Source organism: Echinicola sediminis (assembly GCF_054777495.1).
Map to the genome: position 1 here is coordinate 21454 of NZ_BAAHAP010000041.1, position 26131 is coordinate 47584.

At 47.4% G+C, this 26131-nt stretch carries 13 protein-coding genes; 10 read left to right on the forward strand and 3 right to left on the reverse strand.

Annotated features, from left to right (window positions below; genetic code table 11):
* The first annotated feature begins 86 nt into the window (after window positions 1-86).
* From ACYVAA_RS12210 to ACYVAA_RS12255, 10 genes are all read left to right on the forward strand, one after another.
* On the forward strand, window positions 87-2939 hold the full coding sequence (locus tag ACYVAA_RS12210) for a glycoside hydrolase family 2 TIM barrel-domain containing protein (RefSeq protein ID WP_460542021.1): 2853 nt from the start codon (window positions 87-89) through the stop codon (window positions 2937-2939).
* Between the two features lie 95 nt (window positions 2940-3034).
* Window positions 3035-3928 (forward strand): hypothetical protein, encoded by an 894-nt coding sequence (locus ACYVAA_RS12215; RefSeq protein ID WP_460542023.1) that lies wholly within the window; start codon window positions 3035-3037, stop codon window positions 3926-3928.
* An 834-nt stretch (window positions 3929-4762) separates the two neighbouring features.
* Complete coding sequence (locus tag ACYVAA_RS12220; protein WP_460542025.1) at window positions 4763-6010, forward strand: ribulose-bisphosphate carboxylase large subunit family protein; 1248 nt, start codon at window positions 4763-4765, stop codon at window positions 6008-6010.
* A complete protein-coding gene (locus tag ACYVAA_RS12225; protein WP_460542027.1) occupies window positions 6010-7389 on the forward strand; it encodes a four-carbon acid sugar kinase family protein in 1380 nt (459 codons plus the stop codon). Before ACYVAA_RS12220 ends, ACYVAA_RS12225 begins: the two co-directional genes overlap by 1 nt.
* Before the next feature lie 143 nt (window positions 7390-7532).
* Window positions 7533-8189: an aspartate/glutamate racemase family protein gene (locus ACYVAA_RS12230; RefSeq protein WP_460542030.1), complete on the forward strand. Its 657-nt coding sequence runs from the start codon at window positions 7533-7535 to the stop codon at window positions 8187-8189.
* Window positions 8190-8836: 647 nt separating this feature from the next.
* On the forward strand, window positions 8837-10183 hold the full coding sequence (locus ACYVAA_RS12235; RefSeq protein ID WP_460542032.1) for a bile acid:sodium symporter family protein: 1347 nt from the start codon (window positions 8837-8839) through the stop codon (window positions 10181-10183).
* 661 nt (window positions 10184-10844) lie between these two features.
* The gene (locus ACYVAA_RS12240; protein ID WP_460542034.1) at window positions 10845-11987 is read left to right on the forward strand and encodes a glycoside hydrolase family protein; all 1143 of its coding nucleotides are present in this window, start codon (window positions 10845-10847) and stop codon (window positions 11985-11987) included.
* Window positions 11988-11991: 4 nt separating this feature from the next.
* Complete coding sequence (locus ACYVAA_RS12245; RefSeq protein WP_460542036.1) at window positions 11992-15222, forward strand: glycoside hydrolase family 2 TIM barrel-domain containing protein; 3231 nt, start codon at window positions 11992-11994, stop codon at window positions 15220-15222.
* A 222-nt stretch (window positions 15223-15444) separates the two neighbouring features.
* Window positions 15445-18876 carry a glycosyl hydrolase gene (locus tag ACYVAA_RS12250; protein ID WP_460542038.1) on the forward strand — a complete coding sequence of 1144 codons (3432 nt, stop codon included), beginning with the start codon at window positions 15445-15447 and terminating at the stop codon, window positions 18874-18876.
* A 672-nt stretch (window positions 18877-19548) separates the two neighbouring features.
* Complete coding sequence (locus ACYVAA_RS12255; protein ID WP_460542040.1) at window positions 19549-20970, forward strand: sialate O-acetylesterase family protein; 1422 nt, start codon at window positions 19549-19551, stop codon at window positions 20968-20970.
* A gap of 330 nt (window positions 20971-21300) precedes the next feature.
* Here the strand turns inward: ACYVAA_RS12255 and infB are convergent, their stop codons facing one another.
* The 3 genes from infB to ACYVAA_RS12270 all read right to left on the reverse strand — a co-directional run bounded on the left by infB (window position 21301) and on the right by ACYVAA_RS12270 (window position 26080).
* Complete coding sequence (gene infB, locus ACYVAA_RS12260; RefSeq protein WP_460542042.1) at window positions 21301-24282, reverse strand: translation initiation factor IF-2; 2982 nt, start codon at window positions 24280-24282, stop codon at window positions 21301-21303.
* 74 nt (window positions 24283-24356) lie between these two features.
* On the reverse strand, window positions 24357-25604 hold the full coding sequence (gene nusA / locus ACYVAA_RS12265) for a transcription termination/antitermination protein NusA (protein ID WP_460542044.1): 1248 nt from the start codon (window positions 25602-25604) through the stop codon (window positions 24357-24359).
* Between the two features lie 5 nt (window positions 25605-25609).
* Entirely contained in the window at window positions 25610-26080 is a 471-nt protein-coding gene (locus tag ACYVAA_RS12270) for a ribosome maturation factor RimP (RefSeq protein WP_460542046.1), read from the reverse strand.
* Window positions 26081-26131: the final 51 nt, after the last annotated feature.

Consider the following 26131-nt stretch of genomic DNA (forward strand, 5'->3'; position numbering starts at 1 on the left):
GAATGATAAAGGGGATATAAAAGATATCTGGATTTATCCTATTTATCAGTGGATAAAAAACTAAGAATAATTAGAAATACAATATAATGATCAAATCAAAAAGCATTCATCAACTTTTTCTGGGCCTGGCAGCCTTGTTTTCAGCTTCACAGTTAAGTGCTCAGGAAACGGAGAAACAATACCTTTCCGGTACAGGCTATCAGGATACCAAGGAATGGGAATTTATGGTGTCGGGAGGTAGGAAAGGTGGAGAATGGAGCACGATCAATGTGCCTTCAGTTTGGGAACAGGAAGGCTATGGCAAATACCAGTACGGTATCAAATTTTATGGCAAGCCTTTTCCAGACGGCATCGCCGATGAGGTAGGCCATTACAAATACACTTTTGAAGTGCCCCAGGAATGGGAAAACAAGATCGTAAGGATTGTTTTTGATGGTTCCATGACCGATACAGAAGTGAGGATCAACGGACGATCGGCCGGGAACAAGCATCAGGGAGCTTTTTACCGCTTCAAATACGATATCACAGACCTCCTCAAATATGGCAAGGAGAATTTGTTGGAGGTGACAGTGAGCAAGGAATCAGAGAACGCTAGCGTCAACCTGGCCGAAAGAAGGGCTGACTACTGGAACTTTGGCGGGATTTTCCGCCCGGTATTCTTGGAAGCTTTTCCTGCCAAGTTTATCGATCGTACTGCCGTGGATGCCCAGGCCGATGGAAGCTTTCTTGCGGAAGTTTATCTGGGCAGTGCTAATAATGGGGACCTTAAAGTGGTCGCTAAGCTTACCGACGAAAACGGAAAAGCCATTGGAAAGCCATTAGAAGGCGTTTTTACCGCAGGAGGTGATAAAGCGGTGCTTGAAGGAGCCTTTGAAGGGGTGGACTTGTGGACTGCCGAAACTCCCAACCTTTATCATATTGAGTTTTCACTCTTTGACGGGGATCAACTGGTCCATCAGACCAAAGACCGTTTTGGTTTCAGGACCATTGAGCTGAAGGCCAGTGATGGTATCTATATCAACGGGCAGCGGGTACTGATGAAAGGGGTGAACAAGCACAGTTTCTGGCCGGAATCCGGCAGGACTTTGAACAAAGAGCTGAACTATGCCTCTGCCAGGCTGATCAAGGAAATGAACATGAATGCGGTAAGGCTTTCGCACTATCCTTCGGATCCGGAATTTTTGGATGCCTGTGACGAATTGGGATTGTATGTATTGCATGAGCTGGGGGGCTGGCATGGCCATTATGATGAAAACATCGGGATGAAGCTGGTGGAATCGCTGGTGACCCGGGATGTAAACCACCCCAGTGTGATTTTCTGGGACAATGGTAACGAGGGAGGCTGGAACACCGAATTGGATGATGAGTTTGCCAAATGGGACCCGCAGAACCGGCCTGTTTTGCACCCGCAGCAATTGCTGAGTGGGATAGAGTCCATGCATTACCGTTCTTATGGGGAGACACAGGAATACTTTAGGGGCGATTATATTTTCATGCCCACGGAGTTTTTGCACGGCCTGTATGACGGTGGTCACGGGGCTGGACTTCACGATTATTGGGAGATGATGAGAAATCATCCTCGAAGTGGGGGCGGTTTCCTATGGGTTTTTGCCGATGAGGGGATTGCTAGAACTGATCAAGATGGGAGAATTGATAACCAAGGAAATTACGGAGCAGATGGTATTGTAGGCCCGCATCATGAAAAGGAAGGAAGCTTCTTTACGGTGAAGGAAGTTTGGTCACCGGTCATGGTGATGCAGGAGGACAGGATCAGTGCTGACTTTGATGGAGTCTTGAAAGTGGAAAACCGATATGATTTTACCAATCTGAACGAATGTACTTTTGAATGGTCTTTAGGGGACTTTTATGCTCCAGAGGAGAGTAGAAGCGGCCATAAGGCCATCAAGTCCGGTCAGTTTAAGGGACCGGATGTGGCACCCCATGAAACCGGAAGCATACAAATTCCTTTACAGGGAAATTGGCAGGAAGCGGACGTACTTTATGTAACGGCTAAAAATCCGGAGGGAGAGGAGCTCTGGACCTGGCATTTTACCTGGGAAAAGGAAAGACAATATTTGACCGCCGGAAAGGGAGAGGTACAGCTGGAGGAATCTTCTACTGCTTATACGGTCACTTCCGGAAAACTAGAACTGGTATTCAACCGGGAAAGCGGAAAAATTGCCTCAGTAAAAGAAGCAGGAAAAACCATTTCCTTTAATGGAGGTCCTCGCTTTGTTGCAGCAAGGAGGGGTGACCGTACTTTAGATGGAACGGTAGATCCGGAGTTTGAAAAAGGTATGGACCGGGTTTATAAGGAAATCCAGTTGGAGCAGGTGCTGAGAGGAATCACAGCAGAAAAAGCTGGGGAAAATATCCTGATCACCGCCAAGTACTTTGGCCCCATGCAGGAAGTCGTATGGACCGTTCAGCCGGGCGGATTGCTGCAGTTGGACTATGCTTATGCATACAATGGGGTGGTAGAACTGATGGGGGTGTCCTTTGATTACCCTGAGCAAAATGTCCGGTCCATCCGTTGGTTGGGAGAAGGGCCTTACCGGGTGTGGCAAAACCGTATCCACGGAACCACACTGGACATCTGGGGCAATGACTACAATGACCCTATTCCGGGAGAGTCCTTTACTTATCCTGAGTTTAAAGGGTATTTCAATGATTGGCACTGGGCGGCTTTCCAGACCAGTGAGGGAGAGATCTTTATGGCCAATGAGCAGCCGGACAATTATCTGGGAGTGTATTCCCCAAGAGATGGAAGGGATGCCCTTTTGTACACCTTGCCACAGACGGGCCTTGCGGTATTTGATGTGATCCCGGGAGTGAGGAATAAGGTAAATGCCACCGATTTGGTGGGGCCATCCTCCCAGCCCAAATGGGTCAGCGGACCGAAGAAAGGCCGGGTTTATTTTAAGTTTAAAGCGAAGTGATCGTCCACGAATTACACGAATTTCCACTAATTATTAATTCGTGCTAATCCGTGAAATTCGTGGACAAAATTTTACGCCAATAAAACAACATTCTAATGATCAAAAACACCAATGACGGAACGAATGCAGCCCCTTACTTGAGGGTGGATATGAATTATGGAGGCTGCAGTGATTTGCCGGCCTTTTCCATTGGCCCCAAAGGAGACGATAAGGAGAAGCATGAGGCCATCAAGCAAGCAGGCTTCAAAGGCATTCAGGATGGAGACCCTGCTCTTTGCGGAGAGCTTGGCTTGAGCCTGACCGCCCATGCACGGATGAATGAGGTGGGGGATCTGGATGATTTGGTTCCCAAATGGAAAGATGGGGGCTATAATTGTGCTACCCTGCATGTGGGCTGGGGCATGGAGTCGGATGCTGAAGTGGACCGTTTGGTAGAGTATGTGCTGAACAGTTCGGTGAAATTCGATCTTCCCATCTATATAGAAACCCACCGGGCCACCATTACCCAAGACCTTTGGAGGACGGTGGAGCTGACCAAGCGCTTTCCTGAAGTGCGGTTTAACGGGGATTTTTCCCATTGGTATACCGGACAGGAAATGGTGTATGGAGGCATTGAAAACAAGTGGGACTTTATCCAGCCGGTATTTGACAGGGTGAGGTTTATGCATGGCCGGATCGGTAACCCCGGATGTATCCAGGTGGATATTGCCAATGGGGAAAACCAAAGCTACGTGGAACATTTCAAGGAAATGTGGACCAGGGCTTTTATGGGCTTTTTGAAATCGGCCAATCCAGGGGATTTTATCTGCTTTACTACGGAATTGCTACAGGCGGATATTTTTTACGCAAGGACAGTCAAAAATGCCAAGGGAGAAGAGCAAGAGGAGGGTGACCGCTGGCAGCAGGCTTTGCTGTATAAGGAAATCGCTGAAGGATGCTGGAAAGATGCCGTTTCCAGATTGAAGAAAATGGAGCAAAGAGCAAAGTGATGGAAAAGATATTAGATTGAGTTGTATAGAACAGTCCTCGTTGTGAACGGGGACTTTTTTCTTTTAAACCATTAATTTGATGAATGACCATTTCAACCTTAATTCCCTTCATGCCTTAATGGTTTAAATGATTTTTAAATACCCCACGGCGATCAAGTTGTTCTCAAATTTTAGCCTTATGCCATATTCGTTTCGGTGTTTTAGAATGGCGTTAGGCAAAAAAATAGCCTTAAATTTTGAAATCGGTTTGTGCCATAAAAATTGCACCAGAGGTAATTTATGATATTCAACAAGGCGTAGATTGGTACAACAATGAGCAAGATGGCGAAGGGAGGAGATTTTTAGTTGACCAGTAATTGATATTCTCAAGACTGAAGGTAAATTTTGTATTAAAAAAAATCCTAAGCCCCTGAGAAAAAACAGGTAAGTTCAGGATACATGAATAAAGTGTATCTATTACATTTGTTGCATAGGGTTTTATTAGGTTTTTAGTAGGATGGGAGGAGGTTCTTCCATCTTACTTTTTTTTAGGGGAAAAGTAAATTGTATCTCATTCAATATCGCCACGGTTAAGGAGCTTTAATTTTTTTTTGAACCATTAAGAAGTGAAGGAACATGAAGGTAAGCGCAGCTTAATGGCCTTCCTGCCTTTATGGTTTTACCCAATCTTCCAATACGCCACGGGGCACAAGTTTTTTCAATTACCTAATCTTCCAATCCATTACATGAAAGCACAGGAAGGTAAAAAGCAGCGGTTTAGTAACTTTAACCTTATAATGAACTTTAGCAAACCACGTCCCAAGGTCTTTGGGAACGTTGATTCCCTGCACTTCTATGGAAAGAATCACAGCAACATATTATATAGAAACACCCTTTGCGGTGGAAGCGGCGGCCAAAGTGCTTGCCGGAGAACAGTCTTCAGGCACCTTTGTGGCTGTTCCGGGTGAAACAGAAGCCCTGAAACAGCGCTTTGCTGCCAGGGTGGAGGCTATCGAGGAGCTGGAAACGGTCGGTGAGCCGGCCATTCCAGGAGCCCTTTCCCAAAGCGGAAAATATCACAGGGCGATGATCCGGGTTTCCTGGTCCATTGAAAACTTCGGGTACAACTTGCCCACCATGATGTCTACCCTGCAGGGAAACCTTTATGAAATTACTCAATTCACCGGGCTGAAATTAATGGATCTGGAAGTGCCGGATTCCTTTGTGGAACATTTCCGGGGACCCCAATTTGGTGTCCAAGGGTGCAGGGAGCTGACAGGGGTAACGGCAGGGAGGCCTTTGATCGGTACCATTATTAAGCCCAGCATAGGCATGAGTCCGGAGGAAACAGCTGGCTTGGTGAAAACCTTGGCCGAGGCAGGGATTGATTTTATCAAAGACGATGAGCTGATGGGCTCCTCAGCCAACTCACCTTTTGACAAAAGGGTGGAAGCCATCATGAAGGTGATCAACACACATGCTGATAAGACTGGGAAGAAAGTGATGTATGCCTTCAATATCTCTGACGAACTGGATGCCATGCAGCGCCACTACGATAAGGTAGTGGAAAGTGGCGGAACCTGTGCCATGATGAGCATCAACAGCGTAGGACTGGCTGGGGTGAAGAAAATCTGCGACCGTGGGGAACTGGCCATCCATGCGCACCGAAATGGCTGGGGAATGCTGAACAGGCATCCCCTGTTGGGGATTGATTTTAGGGCCTATCAAAAGTTTTGGAGGCTGGCCGGTGTGGACCAGCTCCACGTAAACGGCATCCAAAACAAATTCTGGGAATCCGATGATTCGGTGGTCCGGTCGATAGAGGCTTGTTTAAGCCCCATGTTGGGCGGATATGAGGTGATGCCGGTGGTTTCTTCCGGTCAGTGGGGCGGACAGGCTCCGGAGACTTACAGGAGAACGAAAACCACAGATTTGCTGTACATGGCAGGTGGGGGCATTATGGCCCATCCTGCTGGTCCGGCAGGCGGAGTGGTAGCACTTCAGCAGGCCTGGAAAGCTGCAGTTGATGGACTTTCGGTAGAAGAGGCTGCTGGCGAATACGAGGAGTTTGGTTTGTCGGTACAAAAATTCGGAATGAAATAATGTCCAAGATCCATTCCCCTTTATTACTGGCCTATTATGGCGATGATTTTACAGGCTCTTCAGATGCGCTGGACTTCCTTAGCCGTGCAGGGGTTAAGACGGTGCTGTTTATTGCCCCGCCTACACCGGAGCAGCTGGCCAGGTATGAAGGGATCGAGGCCCTGGGCATTGCGGGTATGACCCGTTCCATGGGGCCAGTGGAAATGGAGGAAGAACTGAAAAAAGCTTTTGTGGCATTGAAAGCATCAGGGGCTTCCCAAGTGCATTATAAGGTGTGTTCCACCTTTGACTCCTCCCCGAAGATCGGGAATATAGGCAAGGCCATGGAAGTGGGAAAAGAAGTGTATGAGGCGGAATATATCTCCTTATTGGTAGCGGCCCCGGCCTTGGGGCGTTACTGTTCCTTTGGGAACCTCTTTGCCCGGATGGGAATAGGCAGCCAAGGGGAAATACACCGTTTGGACCGCCATCCGTCGATGAGCCAGCACCCGACGACACCTGCGGATGAAAGTGACCTTCGTACGCATCTGTCCAAGCAGACAGATTTAAAAGTAGGGCTGGTGGATATTTTGGAGCTGGAGGGAAATGCCATTGACCAAGCTTTGCACAGAGAGTTGGGTAAGGAGGCACAGGTAGTTTTATTTGATGCCCTTTATCCCGAGCAGATGAAAAATATCGGCAGGTTGATTGACCAGGCCGGAAAAGATAAAACACATTTTTCAGTAGGTTCTTCAGGGGTGGAAATGGCTTTGGGAGCTTACTGGAAGGAGCAGGGAAAGGTGGCCAAGGAGCCTTCCTGGACACCTCCAGGTAAAGCTGCGCCCATGCTGGTGCTTTCGGGAAGTTGTTCCCCGGTGACATCGGGACAGATCCGCTATGCTATACAGCAAGGCTTTGAAGAGGTGGGATTGGATCCTGAGAAGCTGATTGACCAGGAAACGAGCCGGGCTTTTTACCTTGAGGAAGTAGCATCAAAAATGAAGTCGGGCAGATCTGTGATCCTCCACACGGCTTTAGGGGTGGATGATCCGAGGAGGGAGAAAACCAAGAACATATTGGCAGGACAGGGAATAGCGGCAAAGGACATGTCCTCCAAGACCGCAGATTTCTTTGGTCGGGCTTTGGGGGAGATCGCCAGAAAAGTAGCTAAAGAGGTTCCTTTTAAGCGCTTGTTGATTGCAGGTGGGGATACCTCCAGTAAGGTGGCCAGGGCACTGGGCATTGAAGCCGTGGAAATGATTGCGCCATTGGTCCCCGGGGCCCCGTTATGTAAGGCCTTTGCTCCGGGATCACCCATAGATGGTATGGAAGTCAACTTTAAAGGCGGCCAAGTAGGGGCAGAGGATTACTTTGTGAGGGTGATGGAAGGGAAGGTTTAGAGAATGATGAATCATAAATGAAGAATGAAGATCGGAGACTGAAGGTTACCAGTGGACTGTGGACAGTCGACTCTGGACTTCAATAGACGGAGGGGCAGCCCTGTAACAAATAACTAATAACAGCATAACCAAATAACAAATAAATGAAAACACTAGGATTGATCCATACTTCGGCCACCTTGGTGCCGATTTTTCAGCAGTTGTGTGAAACGCATTTGCCGGAGGTAAAGGTTTTCAATATTGTGGACGACAGTTTGATCAAGGATGTGATCAGTAAGGGGAAATTGACGCCCCAGACCGCCAGAAGGGTGGTTGATTATGTGGGCTCGGCGGAAGCGGCAGGAGCAGACCAGATCATGGTGACCTGTTCTTCTATCGGGGCGGCTGTGGAGGCTGCGGCCGAACTTAGCGGTGTCCCTGTGTTGCGGGTGGATCAGCCCATGGCAGATCTGGCCATCAAAACCGGCGTAAAGATCGGCGTAGTGGCTACGCTCCCTACCACCTTGGAGCCTACCTCTGATCTGGTAAGAAGAAGGGCCAAAGTCTTGGGAAAGGATATTGTATTGACTTCGAAGCTTTGTGAAGGGGCTTTTGAAGCCTTGATGGGGGGGCAGCCAGAGAAGCATGATGAAATGGTCGCCAAAGCGCTTAAAGAACTTGCCCAGGAGGTAGATGTGATTTTGCTGGCCCAGGCTTCTATGGCCAGGGTGGTCGATACACTGGATGAGGCAGATAAGAAGGTGCCGATCGTGGCCAGTCCGCCGGAAGCGGTGAAATACCTAGCGGAAATTTTGAAGTAGCAAGTAGAAAGTATCAAGTACAAAGTATTGAGTCTTGAGAGATCCGTGTTTCCATCGGCAGTGGACTGTTGACAGTCGACCGTGGACTGTCCGAAATCTTATATTAGCAATATCTAAGTAGCTAGACGCTAGACATTAGACGCTAGACTTGAGACTGGAACAGTGCCGACTAGGAAGCCAAAAACAAAGCGTAAAGATTAAGTTTGGTCCTTGTGCCCGAGCGATTGCTTCCCCCTTTCAGGGGCTTAGCAATACTATTAAGTTAAGAGGAATAATAACCACAGATGAATACAGATAAACACAGATGGGTTATTTTACCTCTTTTAATCTGTGTTCATCCATTTAACCCGCCTGTCCGGCGAGGCAGGTCTGTGGTTAACTTATCAACATTGAGGGGGTAAGCGAGGGGATGAAGAAATAAGAGTCTTAAATCAAACCCTTATCGTCGGTGGACAGTCGACCGTGGACTGTTAACATATACAACATATAGTTCTTTCAGTAGCAGTTGGACTAAAGAGCCAAGAACAAAGCGTAAAGACAAATCGATGTCCTACTTCCGTCGGCAGTGGACCGTTGACGGTGGACTGATAGCTTAATAACTGCTTAACTAAATAACTCAATAACCGCTAACCAAATAACCCAAACCCATGCCTAAACTTCGAAAGCTTTTATTGAAAGGTGCATTAGTCATTTTGTTGGTATTTATCATTGCCCTGATAATGGGGCATACCAATATTTGGCAGGGAGCTGCGGTGGCAACTTGTGTGGCATTTGCTTTGGGCATGGGGAGCTTGGAAAAGCTGAAAGGTTACCAATACACCGCATGGATCGTGACCGCTGTGGTGGCGGGAATGGTCTATCCTGACGCTTTCTTGCATTGGGGACCGGTGGATTTGAGGAACAAGTGGCTGATTCTATTTGTGGTGCAGGCCGTAATGTTCGGCATGGGGATACAGATGAGCCTTAGGGATTTTTCCAATTTAGGGAGTACGGGAAAAGGAGTGCTGGTGGGGCTGTTGAGTCAGTTTTCCATCATGCCCTTGGTAGGTTTCACGCTGACCAAAATATTTGATTTTGACCCGGAGATCGCTGCGGGGATTATTTTGATGGGGGCCTGTTCGAGTGGGCTGGCATCCAATGTGATGGTTTACTTGGCCCGTGCCAATTTGGTGCTGTCGGTTACAGTAACGGCCATGGCCACCATGTTGGCACCGATCATGACCCCGTTTTGGATGAAAACCTTGGCAGGGACCTTGATCGATATTGAATTTCTAGGGATGATGATCAATATTGTCAAGATTGTGTTGGTGCCGATTGGAGCGGCCCTGTTGCACGATTACCTGAAAATGGCTCCTAGATCCTATAAAAACGGGGTGTATATGATAGCGGCTTTATTGGCGGTTTATTTGTTGGCACTACCTGTCGGTTTATGGGGTTTCTTTACTGAAGGCCTTAGCCCAAGGGCTTTACAATCTATGGAGATCTTCAGCTTCTTTATGGGGGCCATTGTCTTCGGGACCTTTTACCATCTGTGTACCCGCTGGGTCAGGAGATTGGACAAGTGGATGCCTTACCTGTCCATGTTTGGAATCGTGTATTTTACCACGGTGACCACCGCCGCCGGCAGGGATAACCTGTTGCAGGTGGGGGGATTGTTGTTTATAGCCTCCGTGATCCATAATGGACTGGGTTATTTCTTTGGCTATTGGTTGAGCAGGCTGTTGGGCTTGGATGTGCCCTCGGCTCGGTCCATGGCCCTGGAAGTGGGACTGCAGAATGGGGGCATGGCTTCCGGGCTTGCAGGCTCCATGGGAAAACTCGGTACCGTAGGCTTGGCTCCCGCAGTGTTCAGTCCATGGATGAATATCTCCGGTTCCATTTTGGCCAATTACTGGCGGAAAAAATCATTGAGGGAAGAGGAGATGGAGGCCGATGAAGTGACTAAGGGTTTGTCCACGAATTACACGAACTCGCCTGCTCGGCCGGCAGGTTAACACGAATTATTTGAACCATGAAGAGGTTAAGGACATGAAGGGGAAAGCAATTTCTGATTATACGCTTTTCTGCCAGTAAGAGAATTTATAGGAAGTTTAAAGGTCTCAAACAATTCCCCAAAAGAAAATTCGTGGAAATCCGTGTAATTCGTGGACTCCCTCCTCAAAATTTCTGCTACTGGCATAATTTCGTATAATCATAAAGGAATTCCTTAATTTCCTTCATGCCTTAATGGTTTCCATAATTTTTCAACCTTCCAACCTTAATACCCTTCAATCCTTAATGGTTCAATTAATCTTTCAATCTCCCATCCTCAATTATTTCAATTGCATCATTTCATCACTTTTAGCCTTTAACCTTTCAACATTACCACTTACATCACCATGATAGCACAGGAAGGTAAAAAGCAGGTGTTTTGTAATTTTAATTATTAAATACCTGAGTTCAGCAATAATTAAGGTTTAAAACGTCATTGCGATTGAAGGCCCCTGAGCTTGAGGTTCCTGAGCCTATCGAAGAGTCGAAGGGTCATAGAGAAGCAATCTCATCTCTAGTAAATGAGACTGCCACATCCTCCTTCGTCGGATTCGCAGTGACGGTATTAAATAGAAACTGAGGTTAAAATCTATGGCCTCTTGGGGCCACTTACTCTTTAGCATTATGAGAAATATCCTAAAATATACAATCGCTTTGGCGCTTGGTGTGGGTGGGTTTGCCTGCTCCAAAAATGGACATCAAGAAAGCTCCCTTGGTGAGACTTTGCCTTCGATCACCGATTCGGTGATGCAGGAAGTCTATGAGGAAATAAAGACACCGTATAAGTATGGCCTGGTGAAAGTGCCGCCCAGCAATGACCTGAAAATGGACTGTCCTAGTATCTTCCGGAAAGGGGACAAATGGTACATGACCTATTTGATCTATGGTGGCAGGGGCTATGAGACCTGGTTGGCCGAAAGTGATGATTTGCTGAACTGGGAGGATAAGGGCCGCATCATGTCCTTTTCAGATACCACCGATTGGGATATGAACCAAAAAGCGGGATACATTTCCCTGCAGGACAAAGAATGGGGAGGAAGCTATGAATTGGAAACATTCGATGACAAGTATTGGATGAGTTATTTTGGGGGCAACTCCCGCGGTTACGAAGCCGGGGTTCTGTCCATCAGCATGGCATATACAGAGCAGTCCCCCACAGAGGTACACGAATGGAGCCGCCTGGAAAAGCCAGTCCTGACGCCTACAGAAGAAGAGGCTAAGTGGTGGGACAATAGCACCATGTACAAGAATTCGGTGATCAGGGATGAAGAGGAGTTTACCGGGCACCCGTTTATCATGTATTACAATGCCCGCGGGGACAGCACCAATCCCGCCCGTGGGGCGGAAAGGATTGCCATGGCGGTATCTGACGATATGGTCAATTGGAAGCGATATGGAGAGGCGCCTTTGATCAACCACCACAAAGGGATATCGGGTGATGCCTATATCCAGCAGATGGGGGATTTGTATGTGATGTTTTACTTTGGTGCCTTTTGGCCGGATAGAGAAGGGGTTTCCGCTTACAACCGATTTGCGGTTTCCAATAACCTTATCGACTGGGTGGATTGGAAAGGGGAAGACCTGATCAGTCCCTCGGCCCCTTATGACAATCTTTTCGCCCATAAATCCTTTGTGGTCAAACATGAAGGAGTGGTGTACCATTATTATTGCGCTGTAAACAAGGACGAACAGAGGGGCATAGCAGTAGCCACTTCCAAGGACCTGGGAAGCAGTGAGCTGAATTTCCTACCATTAGATGCCAAATAAGTTGATGCATAACGTTTTTTTTACGGGCTTGATCCTGTTGATGAGTGCCCGTGCGCTGATGGCTCAAACGGTCACGGGAGAGCCAGCGGCAATACCTAAACAGCCTAAAAAGTACCATTTTGCCCCTTGGGAAGACCCATTGGTGACCAGTGTCAACCGGGAACCGGCCAGGGCTACGGCTTATTCTTACCGCAGTGCCGAGGATGCCCTGGGGGGCAACAGGGAAGAGAGCCGTATGGTCCTGCTCAATGGAGAGTGGGATTTTCATTTTGCCAGGAACCTTAAAGAAGCGCCCAAAGACTTTTACCAAAGAAAGGTTACAGGATGGGACAAAATAGAAGTGCCTTCCAACTGGGAACTTAAAGGCTATGACAAGCCTATTTATAAAAGCGCGGTCTATCCTTTTCGCCCGATCAATCCCCCCTATGTGCCGGAGGATTATAATGGGGTAGGCTCCTACCAAAGGACTTTTGAAATTTCCGATAGTTGGGAAGAGATGAACATCACCCTGCATTTTGGAGCCGTTAGCTCGGCTTTTCAGGTATGGTTAAATGGAGAGTTTGTAGGCTATGGGGAAGACAGTTTCCTGCCTTCTGAGTTCAATATCAGCCCTTATTTGAAGGCCGGGGAAAACGTGCTTTCCGTACAGGTGCTGCGTTGGAGCGATGGGGCCTATCTGGAGGATCAGGACCATTGGAGGCTCAGCGGTATACAGCGGGAGGTATTTTTGATGGCCGAGCCAAAACTGCGGATATTGGATTTTCATTATCAGACCAAACTGGATAAGAACTATAAAAACGCGGTTTTCAGCTTAAGGCCAAAGATCGAGAATCTGACCGGGGAAAGGGTGTCCGGAAGTAAGCTGAAAGTGGAATTGTATGACCAGGCGGGCAGGGCGGTTTTTTCTGAACCTATGGAAAAGGAAGTGGAGGAAATTCTCAATGAAAGCTACCCCCGTCTGGACAATGTGAAATTCGGGCTTTTTGAGGCGGAGGTAAGCAACCCCCAGCTCTGGAGTGACGAACATCCTTATTTGTACACCTTGGTGCTCAGCTTGGAGGATGCAAAAGGCCAACTTCTGGAGGCGAAAAGCTGCAAAGTCGGTTTCCGCTCCATTGAATTTTCCGAGAAGAACAGCAAGCTCCTGATCAATGGCAAGGAAACCTATATCTATGGGGTAAACCGCCATGACCACCACCCTGTTCGGGGTAAGGCCTTGACCCGAAAGGATATCGAGGAGGATGTAAAGACCATCAAGCAGTTTAATTTCAATACCATCCGTACCAGCCACTATCCGAATGATCCGTACTTCTACGAATTGTGTGACGAGTACGGCATTTTGGTCATCGATGAGGCCAACCATGAAACCCATGGTATTGGCGGCAAGTTGAGCAATGATATTCAATGGACCCATGCCTATATGGAAAGGGTGACCCGCATGGTGCAGCGGGACAAAAACCATCCAAGCATTATTTTCTGGAGCTTGGGAAATGAAGCGGGCCGCGGTCCCAACCATGCGGCCATGGCCGAGTGGGTGCATGATTTTGACATTACCCGACCGGTGCATTATGAGCCTGGACAGGGAAACCACCGCGCTGAGGGTTATATCCCTCCCGGCCATCCTGATTATCCCAAGGACCATTCCCATCGTATTCAGGTGCCATCTGACCAGCCTTATGTGGACATGGTCAGCCGTTTTTATCCGGGTTTGTTTACCCCGGATCTCCTGGTAAATCAGCAGGCGGATAAGCGTCCGATTGTATTTATAGAGTATTCCCATTCTATGGGCAACAGCACCGGAAATATGAAGGAATTGTGGGACAAGTTTCGCTCCCTGCCCCAAGTAATAGGAGGCTGTATCTGGGATTTTAAGGATCAGGGCCTGTTGAAAACCACAGAGGGTGGTGAAGAATTTTACGCCTACGGCGGTGATTTTGGGGAGGAGCTGCATGACGGAAATTTCTGCATCAATGGAATAGTGGCCTCGGATGGAAGGCCCAAAGCGGCCATCCATGAATGCAAATGGGTATACCAGCCCGTTGAGATGAGCTTGGTGGACACAACAGATTTTAAGGTCAACTTTCTGAACAGGCATGCAGATAAGTCCTTGGAGGGGTATCAATTGAATCTGGCTATTTTGGAGGATGGGAAGCCGGTGAAAAGTGTTACACTGGAGCCCTTGCAACTTGCAGCAGGGAAGGATAGCACTTTGCAGTTGAAATCCTATTTTGAGCCAAAAGAGGGTAAGGAATACCTGGCCAATATTACGTTTACGCTTCCAGAGGATAGAGTTTGGGCGGAAGAAGGGCATACCATCGCCCAGCAGCAGTTTCAGTTGCAGAAGGGAAACCATCCCCAATTTGGGCTTGCAAGTGGAGCATTGACCGTGGAAGAAAATGATGAGTTCTTGCAGGTCAAAGGAAAGGGATTTGAACTAGGCTTTGGCAAGACCAAGGGTGCTTTGAGCAGCTATAAGGTAAATGGAGAAGAGCAGCTTTTCAGTCCTTTGGTACCTTCCTTTACCCGGCCATTGACCGACAATGACCGTAAAGGCTGGAAGCCTCATGAGAAACTGAAGTACTGGTATGAAGCCAAGCCTGAACTGATCAGCTTTACCTCCAATACTTCGGATGATAAACAAATAAAGGTTCAGGCCGAATATGCCTTGACCGAGCAAAAGGCAAGTGTGAAGATAGAATATACTGTTATGGCTTCCGGAGTGGTGAAGGTGGATTATACCTTGATCCCTCTGACCGACCTGCCCAATATTCCTAAAGTGGGCATGAAGATGGGGATCAAAGGGGAATACGAACAGATCACCTGGTACGGGAAGGGACCGTTGGAAAACTATAGTGACCGTAACCATGGCTTTATGGCGGGAATTTACAGTCTTCCACTGGAGCAGTTTATGGAGCCTTATGTGATGCCACAGGAAAACGGCAACCGTACGGAGGTACGCTGGATGAAGTTGGCAGCAAACAAAGGCAAGAATGGCTTGACCATTACGGCTGACAGCCTGTTGAGCATGAGTGCCTGGCCATACACCGAGGCAATGATCAATGAGGCCAAGCATACTTTTGAACTGAAGGATGCCGGTTTTATTACCGTGAACATCGATCTGGTACAGATGGGCGTGGGCGGCAATGACAGCTGGTCAGAAGTGGCCCAGCCCTTGGAACAGTATCAGGTGAAGGCAAAGCCTTATCGGTATAGCTTTTATATTAGTAGTGAGTAGCTAGTATTGAGTCTTGAGTATATAGTCTTGAGTATTGGAAAGAAAAAAGATTGGGCTGTTCGGGCTGCGATGCTGGTCGGACGGTGATGCTGGTCGGAATTTGCAATTCCGACCTCATATAAAGTGGATTTGTAATCCCCAAAAGGATAGGTTAGACTATCTCAGTCTTTTCTCTTGATTCTTGGCTCTTTTCTCCATCTAACGTCTAAAATCTAACATCTAATGTCTAAATATTTACTTTTAGCGCTTCTTATAATAGGTTCCCTTCTGGCTTGCAAGAAACAGCAAGACAGCGCCCAAACTGTCGATTTTCAACCCAGCTATGAAAGTTCACAGCCATGGGTATATTGGTATTGGATGTATTCGACTTATTCCAAGGAAGGCATTACTGCCGACCTGGAAGCAATGAAGGAGGCAGGCCTTGGCGGGGCTTTTTTGATGTCTATCAAGGGACCTGCTGAGCCACCATTGACGGATAAGCCTACTTTGCAAGGCTCCAAGGAGTGGTGGGAAATGGTAAGGCATGCCATGGAAGAGGCGGACAGGCTGGGCCTGAGATTGGCCATGCATGCCTGTGATGGTTTTGCAGTGGCTGGAGGTCCTTGGATTACTTCCGAGAACTCCATGCAAAAGGTGGTTTGGGCAGATACTTTGGTTGAAGGAGGGGGCAAACTCGACCTGAGCCTGCCCTTGCCGGAACACTACGAGGATTATTATCGGGAACTGGCTGTCTATGCTTATCCTGTAAAGGAGGGCTTTGAGCTGGAAGCAGCGGATAAAAGGCCCCAAGTCAGCAGTAACTTGGAAGAAAAGGACCTCGGATTTTTGTTGGATGACCGGACGGACGAACACTTTGGAACCAATGAGGAGGCCTGGATCCAATATGCATTTGAGGAGCCTTTCACCTGTCGTTCGATCCGGATTAAAACCAGCGGTAACAGTTATCAGGCACATCGATTGAAAGTAGCGGTGAGCAATGATGGAGAGGATTTTGAAGAAGTGACCCGTTTGAAGCCTCCCAGGCATGGTTGGCAGGATTGGGATTATGATTATACCCATGGTGTTCCAGAAATTACGGCAAAGTACTTCCGGTTTATTTACGAAAAGGAAGGCACCGAGCCCGGAGCGGAGGATTTGGATGCTGCCAAGTGGAAGCCTTCCTTAAAGGTAAAGACCATTGCCCTTTCTTCCAGCCCTAAAATCAACCAGTATGAGGGGAAGTCAGGAGCGGTATGGCGGATAAGCAAGCGAACTAGTGGGGAATTGTTGCCAGAAGGAGTTTGTGTTCCGAAAAACGCTTTGGTGGACCTGTCGGAAGAAATGGATGAAAAGGGCCGTTTGATCTGGGAAGCTCCCGCTGGAAAGTGGAAGATTCTGCGCTTTGGCTATACGTCCACCGGCCATACCAATTATACCGGTGGCGGGGCAAAAGGCTTGGAAGTGGATAAGTTCAGTGCGGAAGCGGTTAGGTTCCAGTTTGACCAATGGTTTGGAGAAGCCATCAGAACAGCCGGACCGGAGTTGACCGAGCGGGTGCTGAAGATATTCCATATTGACAGTTGGGAAGCCGGCAGCCAGAATTGGTCACCGGTATTCAGAGAAGAATTTCAAAAGCGCAGGGGCTATGATATCCTTCCTTATTTGCCCGTCTTGGCCGGGGTGCCTTTGGAAAGTGCGGAGACTTCTGAAAAGGTGCTTTATGACCTGAGGAAGACCATCTCAGAACTGATCATGGATAATTTTTTTGGTACCCTGAGGGAGGAGGCGAAAAAGAACGGTATGGAATTCAGTTCAGAAAATGTGGCCCCCACCATGGTGAGCGATGGCATTGAGCATTTCAAATACATCGATTTACCTTCAGGAGAGTTTTGGCTCAATAGCCCGACGCATGACAAGCCCAATGATATGCGTGATGCCATATCGGGAGCCCATATTTATGGAAAGCAGATCGTACAGGCAGAAGCCTTCACCCAGCTGCGTATGGATTGGGATGAATACCCGGGAATGCTCAAAGCAATGGGAGACCGGAATTATGCTTTGGGGATCAACCGCTTTTTCTACCATGTTTTTGTGCATAACCCTTGGCTGGACCGTAAACCCGGGATGACCCTGGATGGCATCGGTCTGTACTTCCAGAGGGACCAAACCTGGTGGAAACAAAGCAGGGCCATGGTAGACTATGCCCAGCGTACCCAGTACCAGCTTCAAAAGGGCAGGCCCGTGGTGGACATAGCTGTTTTTTCAGGGGAAGACCTGCCGAGCCGCTCGGTGCTTCCTGAGCGCTTAGTGGCCTTTTTACCCGGGATATTCGGTGCGGAGAGGGTGGCTAAAGAAGAAGCCCGTTGGGCCAATGAGGAACAACCGACGAGGGTAATTCCTGCGGGTGTGAGGCATTCGGCCAATATGGCCGATGCCGAAGATTGGACAGACCCCTTACGCGGATATCATTATGATTCCTTTAACAGGGATGCTTTATTGAACCTTGCGGAAGTTAAGGACGGAAGAGTAGTATTGCCTGGAGGAGCCTCCTATGCACTGTTGGTCTTTCCGGGAATCAGAAAAATGAATCCCAATGCAGATTTGATGTCTGTGGAAGTAGCCAAGAAGGTATTGAATTTGGTCAAAGCTGGAGCGACCATTTTGGTGGATGAAAAGCCACTGGGGACATTGGGTATAGATGGTGATGATCAGGCTTTGGCGGTAATCGTGGATGAGATATGGAAAGGCGATCAAGGGGATAACAGCACGGGGCAGGTGCAGGCCTGGAAGGTGGGCAAAGGTACCGTGGTGAAGATGCCTTATGCCCAGAGTACTTTTGAGGCTTTGGGCCTGGCGCCTGATGTAATGGCTAAGGAGGCTAACGGACAACGGAACCAAGGTTTTGCCTTTGCCCATAGGAAGAGCAGTAAGGAGGATGTTTATTTTATCTCCAATCAGGAAGAAAGGGAAAGGGAGCTTCATCTTTCGTTTAGGGTTTCGGGCAAAGCACCGGTGTTTTATGACCCTGTTTGGGATAAGGAATATCCTGCGAAAAACTGGAAGGTAAATTCAGGAAGGACGGAGCTTTCTGTAAAGTTGCCGGCTAATGGATCTTTGTTTATTTTGTTTAAAGATGCCACCAAGCAAAAGGGAGAAGAAGAGGGGCTCAACTGGGCCAGCTATAAAGAAAGGCAGCTCATAGCAGGAAACTGGTCGGTAAGTTTTGATACTGCTTATAGAGGGCCAAAGGAACCTGTCAAAATGGGAGCCTTGGAAGATTGGAGCAAGCATTCAAATGAGAACATCAAGTACTATTCAGGCTCGGCAGTTTATCGCAGTACATTTAATTGGGACGGAAACCGGGATGGAACGTTTTGGTTGCACCTGGGAAAAGTGGCCAATATCGCCGCGGTCAAAGTAAATGGAAAGGATTGTGGCATTGCATGGACCTTTCCCTATCAGGTACCCCTATCCGATGCGCTTCGTGTTGGGGAAAACGAGTTGGAAATTACTGTTTCCAATACCTGGGCCAATAGGATTATCGAGGATCTGAAATTGCCAAAAGAACAAAGGCTGACCAATACCATTGCCGATTTGGGCAGAATGGAGGGTAGGGACTTGCTGGAAGCAGGCTTGTTGGGGCCGGTGAGGATATTGGAGGAGATAAAAGAATAGAGATTAAAGTAGCAAGACTAAAGTATCAAGACCTAAGTATCAAGATGGAAGAAAATGGTCCACGGATGCACACGGATTAACACGGATGTATTAAGTTGTTGTTTTGTGTTTAAATAGTGTTGTGCAGTGGCTGCGCCTCGCTTTTCATCGTACCATGTCAGAAACTTGGAATAACATAATTGAAGAAAATGGTCCACAGATGGACACAGAGGAACACAGATTTATTTTGTTGACTATTTGCGTATGTTGTGTAGTGTTGATTAGGACATGGAAGTAGAAGAAAGAATAAAGAGCAAAGAATAAAGTAGCAAGATGGAAGAAACGGTCCACAGATGGACAGGGATTAACACGGATGTATTAAGTTGTTGTTTTGTGTTTAAATAGTGTTGTGCAGCGGCTGCGCCTCGCTTTTCATCGTACCATGTCAGAAACTTGGAATAACATAATAAAAGAAAATGGTCCACAGATGGACACAAATGAACATAGATTTATTTAGTAGACTATTTGCTTATGTTGTGTAGTGGTTGTGCTTCTGTTGCAAAGAGAAATAAAGATCAATAGTCACATTGAACGGGTTGAAGATGGAGTAAGATTTAAATAGACATCTGTGTTCATCTCCTTCATCTGTGGTTAATTACTATAGATAAATAAAAGACTTAGAACTAAACTAATATGAAAAACTTAGTAGCATTTTTGACGCTTTGTTTGATGATCCAAACGGCTTCTGCGGAGGTGAAGTTGCCCGCTATTTTTTCGGATAATATGATCCTGCAGCAGCAGATGGAGGCACCCATTTGGGGCTGGGCAGATGCTGGGGCCGAGGTGAGCATTGTCACTTCTTGGGATGGAAAGACCTATTCAGCCCTTGCCAATAAAGAAGGGGAATGGAATACGAAGCTGGCCACCCCGGAAGCAGGAGGACCTTATACCATCACCATCAGTGATGGGGATGAAGTCAAACTGGAAAATGTTTTGATCGGGGAAGTGTGGCTATGCTCCGGCCAGTCCAATATGGAGATGCCACTCAAAGGATTTTCCGCCCAGCCAGTCATCGGAGGCAATGAAGCCATTGTAAACAGCAGGAATCCCTCTATCCGTTTGATCACCGTCCCCCGCAAATCCACAGTCGAACAGGTCAAGGATTTTGAAGGGCAGTGGGAAGAAGCAAAGCCTTCTACTAGCTCCAATTTCAGCGCCACAGCCTGGTTTTTTGGAACACAACTACAGAAAGTACTGGATGTGCCGGTAGGTCTGATCCATGTTTCCTATGGTGGATCCAATATCGAGGCCTGGATGAGCGAGGCCATGTTGTCCGATTTTAAAGACGAAATCAAGATTCCATCCAAGCAAAAAGATATCGGAGAACCCAACCGTACGGCTACGGCACTATTCAATGGCATGCTTTCGCCAGTGGTGGGCTATGGCATCAAGGGAAGCATTTGGTACCAAGGGGAGTCCAATTATGACCGTCCGGATCAATACGAGAAACTGATGGTGAAGATGGTGGAGGAATGGAGAAAGCTTTGGGGAATAGGAGAGTTCCCTTTTTACTATTGCCAGATTGCGCCTTTCAATTATGGGATGTTTCATCCCACTGAAGTGATCGAAAAGAACAATTCCGCTTACCTGAGGGATGCCCAGAGAAAGGCCGCCACTAGGATTCCCAACAGTGGCATGGCCGTGTTGATGGATATTGGAGAAAAAGACAATATCCATCCAGCAGACAAGCGTGCCGGGGGGCACCGTCTGGCCTATTTGGCCTTGGCCAAGACTTATGGCGTGGAGGGCTTTGAATATACCAGCCCGGAGTTCAAGGACATGGAGATCAAAGGGGGTACGGTTACGGTGGCTTTTGACCACGTACCCAACGGGATTACCTCCTATGGAAAGGAAGTTTCCAGCTTTGAGATTGCCGGTAAGGATAAGCGTTTTTACCCTGCGACAGTGGTTTTGAGAAGGAAGTCGGTATTGCTTTCCTCTCCACAGGTGGAGAAGCCGGTTGCGATCAGGTATGCTTTTAAGGATTTTACGGAAGGGGAAATTTTTGGTACAGGGGGCTTGCCCTTGAGTTCTTTTAGGACAGACGATTGGTAATATAGGAAAGGTCCTCTTATAACTAAACCTTATTGTACCTATCTAAATGTAATTGATTAGAAAGGACCACTGGTTATCGGTCAATAACAAGGCTGCCAGGCATGGCTGATACGATGCTTGGTTCTTTTTTTACCAGCTAAGCATATTGGGCTTGGATTTGCTCCCAAAGAATGCCCTGTGCATGTTTCGTGTAATTTCAAGAATGTTTCGTTGAGATAAAAAAAGCGGCCGATTTCAATAATCGGCCGCTGTTGTAATTGATGGCTTTCCTAAAGCAGCATTGAAGTCTTTGGAAAGCCGATTAACTAATAGTGTGTGTAGTTAGTTGAATTATTTTTTGCGTTTAACTTCCCGCATTTCGTATCCTTCAATCGTATCGTCGATCTTGATGTCGTTATAGCCTTTGATGGATATACCACATTCGTAACCTGCCTTCACTTCGGATACATCATCTTTGAAGCGTTTCAACTGATCGATTTCTCCGTCATGGATTACGATACCATCGCGGATCACCCTGATCTTGTTCTTTCTGGTCACGTAACCATCCGTTACATAACATCCAGCAACGGTACCCACTTTGGAGATCTTAAAGACTTCCCTAACCTGGATATTACCGGTGATGACTTCTTCAAATTCAGGCTCAAGCATTCCCTCGATGGCATCCTTGATCTGGTTGATGGCGTCATAGATGATGGAGTAATGTCTGATCTCGATTTCTTCTTGCTCAGCAAGTCGCTTCGCGCTTGAAGAAGGTCTTACCTGGAAGCCGACGATAATGGCATCAGATGCAGATGCAAGCAATACATCGGATTCAGAGATCTGCCCCACACCTTTGTGGATGATGTTTACGCTTACTTCATCCTTAGAGAGCTTCAATAAGGAGTCAGACAAGGCTTCCACAGATCCGTCCACGTCACCCTTGATGATGATGTTAAGCTCTTTAAAGCTACCGATCGCCAGACGTCTACCGATCTCATCCAAGGTAATGTGTTTCTTGGTACGCATACTTTGTTCACGGTTGATCTGCTCACGGGAGTTGGCAATTTCCCTGGCTTCACGCTCTGTGTCGTACACTTTAAGGACATCACCTGCTTGAGGAGCACCGCTAAGCCCTAGCACCTGTACCGGTGTAGATGGCTCGGCCTCTTTTACTTTTTTGCCCGTGTGGTCAAACATGGCTTTTACCCTGCCATAGTGCTGGCCGGCCAGCATAATGTCGCCTATTTTAAGCGTGCCGGACTGAATCATCACCGTGGATACATAACCACGGCCCTTGTCCAGTGAAGCTTCCACCACCGTACCGATGGCGTTCTTGTTTGGATTGGCTTTCAATTCCAGGATTTCAGCCTCCAGCAATACTTTCTCAAGCAATTCGTCTATGCCTTGCCCGGTTTTTGCAGAGATTTCTTGGGACTGGTATTTACCACCCCATTCCTCTACCAGCAAGTTCATGTTGGCCAACTCTTCTTTGATTTTATTAGGGTTGGCATTCGGTTTATCGACTTTGTTGATGGCAAAGATCATCGGTACCCCAGCCACTTGGGCGTGGTTGATGGCCTCTTTGGTTTGCGGCATGATGCTGTCGTCAGCGGCAATTACAATAATGGCCACATCGGTGATTTTAGCACCACGGGCCCTCATCGCGGTAAAGGCTTCGTGTCCCGGAGTATCCAAGAAAGCGATTTTTTCACCGTTGTCCGTCATTACATCATAGGCTCCGATGTGCTGGGTGATACCACCCGCTTCACCGCTGGTTACTTTAGAACTTCGGATATAATCAAGCAAGGAAGTTTTACCGTGATCTACGTGTCCCATGATGGTCACGATTGGAGCTCTCGCCTCTAGATCTTCTGGGCTTTCTACTTCCACCTCCTCATTCTCTTCCTCGTCAGTTTTGGTAAATTCTACTTCATATCCAAATTCGTCCGCAATAATGGTGATGGCTTCCGCATCCAAACGTTGGTTGATGGATACAAACATGCCTAAAGACATACAAACAGAGATGATTTCATTGACAGAAACATCCAACAGGGAAGCGAGGTCATTGGCCGAAATAAATTCGGTTACTTTTAGTATTTTGCTTTCTTCCTGCCCCTCAAGGTGCTGGTCTTTTGCACGGTCTCTTTGCTTATCTCTTCTGGTTTTCTTACCGCCACCGGATTTTCCGCCGCCTTGCAGTCGGGCAAGGGTTTGCTTGATTTGGTCTTGGATTTCCTTTTGGGTAGGCTCCACTTTCTGGAAGCGATTACCTCCTTTTTGTTGGTTTCCACCAGGTCGTTTACGGCCTCCTTGCTGTGGTCGGGCTCCTCTAGGGCCGCCTTGTTGGCCACCTCCAGGTCGATTGCCCTGTCCACCGCCTGGACCGCCGGTCCCTGGCTTGTCTATGCGTTTACGAGGTCTTTTCTTTTTATCTTTCCCTCTTTCGTCAGATGAAGCTACAGGTTTGGCTTTCTTCTTAGGTTTGTCCTTAGGAAGTTCGATTTTTCCCAAGACCGTAAGTCCTTTCAGCGCATCAGCTTTGGCTGAAATTACAGCATCGGGATCATTTTGTTTTGTTTCCTCGGCTGGGGATTTTTTGTCTTTGGACTGTTCAGAAGTAGGAGCAGCGGGCTTCTCAGCTTGCGGCTTTGATGCTTTAGGTACGTCAGGCTGCTGTTCCTTTTGAGGTTCAGCTTTGGTTTTTGGTTTTGCGTCTTCTTTTTCTTGAGGCTTCTCAGCCTTAGGGTGTACTTTTTCTGTTGACTCCGCCTTTGGTGGTGGTGCCGCTTGTGGAGCTTTGGCCTGTGGCTTCTCCTCCTTGGGAGCTTCCTGTGGCTTCTCCTGCTTTTTAGGCTCCTCTTTTTGGGCCTGTGGTTTCTCCTCTGGCTTAGGACTGTCTTTCTTGACTTGCCCTTTGTTGCCAAGGTCGATTTTGCCCAATACCTTTATCCCCTGAAGCTTAGGGGCTTCAGAAGTGACCTTGCCTTCTTCCTCTTTTGGAGGTTCAGGTTTTTTGGTCTCCTCTTTTTTGGCCTGGCTGGGCTCTGGTGTTTCCTCTTTTTTGGCCGGCTCAGGTACAGAGTCTGATTCGGCTTTGATGGTAAAGGTCTCATGGTGACGCTTACCGATAGATAAGTGGGATGCCTCCTCCTTTTCTTGTGCAGAGGACTTAAACTCCTTTGCCAGCATATTATACTGGTCCTGACTGATTTTGGAGTTAGGGTTGCTCTCTACATCAAAGCCTTTTTTAGCCATCGACTCAACAATCGTGGAAATACCCACGTTGAGTTTCCTGGCTACCTGGCCTAATCGCATCATTTTTTCTTCTGACATACGCTAAAACCTGTTGCTTAATTTTTTATTGATGTAAATGTACCGCCCTATGGTGTTTCCATAGGGCTATGGATTTACTGTTCAAATTCCTGTTTTAATATTTTGAAGATCTCCTCGATGGTCTCTTCCTCGAGCTCCGTCCTTCTGGTCAGATCTTCTTTGGTCAAGGCCAATACGCTTTTTGCTGTATCCAGCCCTGTTTTTTTCAATTCTTCAATAATCCAACCTTCAATTTCGTCAGAAAATTCGGTTAGATCGACATCTTCCTCGTCCTCAAAATCAGAAAGTTCACGGAAGACATCAATTTCATAGCCTACCAAACGGCTGGCCAGCCTGATATTGAAGCCGCCTTTTCCAATGGCCAAAGATACTTGATCGGGCTTTAAAAAGACAGAAAGTCTTTTCTCTTCTTCATTGGCTTGTATGGAACTTACTTTTGCCGGACTCAATGCCCTGGATACATAGAGCTCCAGGTTGTCCGTATAATTGATCACGTCGATGTTCTCGTTTTGGAGTTCGCGAACCACAGCGTGAATCCTGCTGCCTTTCATCCCCACACATGCTCCTACCGGATCAATTCGGTCATCGTAGGATTCCACGGCTACCTTGGCCCTCTCTCCCGGTTCTCTGACGATTTTTTTGATGGTGATCAAACCATCATAAACTTCCGGTACTTCATTTTCGAACAGCCTTTCCAGGAAAATTGGAGAAGTTCTGGAAAGGATGATTCTTGGGTTGCCGTTGACCATTTCCACTTTGTGGACGATGGACCTTACAGCATCTCCCTTTCTGAACCTGTCCTTAGGAATCTGCTCGCCCTTGGGAAGGATCAGCTCGTTGCCTTCGCTGTCCATCAGGAGCATCTCCCTGCCAAGGATCTGGTAGACTTCCGCGGTGATGATTTCACCCACAAGTTCTTCATATTGTTGGAAAAGGAGGTCTTTTTCCAGGTCTTTGATCTTTTGGATCAAAGTCTGTCTGGCCATCATTACGGCCCTTCTGCCAAAGTCCTCCAGCTCAATTCTTTCATAAGTCTCTTCCCCGATTTCAAAATCAGGTTCGATTTTTCGGGCTTCGGATAAGCTGATTTTGTCGTGATCCCAGATGTCCTCAGAGTTATCGTCTACAATCTCCCGGATCCTCCAGATCTCCAAGTCACCTTTGTCTGCATTGATGATCACATCAAAATTCTCATCCGTTTCGTACTTTTTACGAATCATTGCTCTAAACACATCCTCTAAGATGCGGATCATGGTTGGACGATCCACATTTTTTGACCTTGCAAATTCTGCAAACGATTCTATAAGAACTTTAGCATCCATTTTTTTTATTTAAAAGAGACTAATACAATTGATTTCTTGATTTGTTCAAAAGCGACCGGTGTATCCACCTCGGTTGCTTTTTTGCCTTTTTCTTTCTGTTTTACCTTTATGGTAATCGAGGAAGGCTCCACGCTTACCAGCTGCCCCTCCATCTTGTCTCCATTCTCCAAGCTTACCTGGAGCTTCCTGCCGATGTTTTTCTGGTACTGCCTCCTGCCTGAAAGAGGGAAATCCAATCCCGGTGAAGAGACTTCCAGTACATAGGCGTTTTCCATGATTTCCTTGGCTTCGATCTCCTCTCCGACAGCTCGGCTTACCAGCGCACAGGCATCTATGTTCAATCCCTGGTCAGCATCGATCAAAATGCTTACCTTCTGCTTAGGGCCTTTCTCACTAATGGAAACGTCTACCACAAAGTGGGATTCGTCGGGCAAATGTTTGGTGACAATCTCCTCGATGGTCTGCTTCAAACTCATACTTACTGTACCTATAATGAAAGAGGGGACTGTGTATCCCCTCTTTAAACG

Excerpts from the sequence above, each read along its gene's own strand:
- ACYVAA_RS12240 (WP_460542034.1), top strand. The coding sequence starts at position 10,845 with ATGAGAAATATCCTAAAATATACAATCGCTTTGGCGCTTGGTGTGGGT.
- ACYVAA_RS12225 (WP_460542027.1), top strand. The coding sequence starts at position 6,010 with ATGTCCAAGATCCATTCCCCTTTATTACTGGCCTATTATGGCGATGAT.
- ACYVAA_RS12255 (WP_460542040.1), top strand. The coding sequence starts at position 19,549 with ATGAAAAACTTAGTAGCATTTTTGACGCTTTGTTTGATGATCCAAACG.
- ACYVAA_RS12245 (WP_460542036.1), top strand. The coding sequence starts at position 11,992 with ATGCATAACGTTTTTTTTACGGGCTTGATCCTGTTGATGAGTGCCCGT.
- ACYVAA_RS12250 (WP_460542038.1), top strand. The coding sequence starts at position 15,445 with ATGTCTAAATATTTACTTTTAGCGCTTCTTATAATAGGTTCCCTTCTG.
- ACYVAA_RS12230 (WP_460542030.1), top strand. The coding sequence starts at position 7,533 with ATGAAAACACTAGGATTGATCCATACTTCGGCCACCTTGGTGCCGATT.
- ACYVAA_RS12270 (WP_460542046.1), bottom strand. The coding sequence starts at position 26,080 with ATGAGTTTGAAGCAGACCATCGAGGAGATTGTCACCAAACATTTGCCC.
- infB (WP_460542042.1), bottom strand. The coding sequence starts at position 24,282 with ATGTCAGAAGAAAAAATGATGCGATTAGGCCAGGTAGCCAGGAAACTC.
- ACYVAA_RS12215 (WP_460542023.1), top strand. The coding sequence starts at position 3,035 with ATGATCAAAAACACCAATGACGGAACGAATGCAGCCCCTTACTTGAGG.
- nusA (WP_460542044.1), bottom strand. The coding sequence starts at position 25,604 with ATGGATGCTAAAGTTCTTATAGAATCGTTTGCAGAATTTGCAAGGTCA.
- ACYVAA_RS12220 (WP_460542025.1), top strand. The coding sequence starts at position 4,763 with ATGGAAAGAATCACAGCAACATATTATATAGAAACACCCTTTGCGGTG.
- ACYVAA_RS12235 (WP_460542032.1), top strand. The coding sequence starts at position 8,837 with ATGCCTAAACTTCGAAAGCTTTTATTGAAAGGTGCATTAGTCATTTTG.
- ACYVAA_RS12210 (WP_460542021.1), top strand. The coding sequence starts at position 87 with ATGATCAAATCAAAAAGCATTCATCAACTTTTTCTGGGCCTGGCAGCC.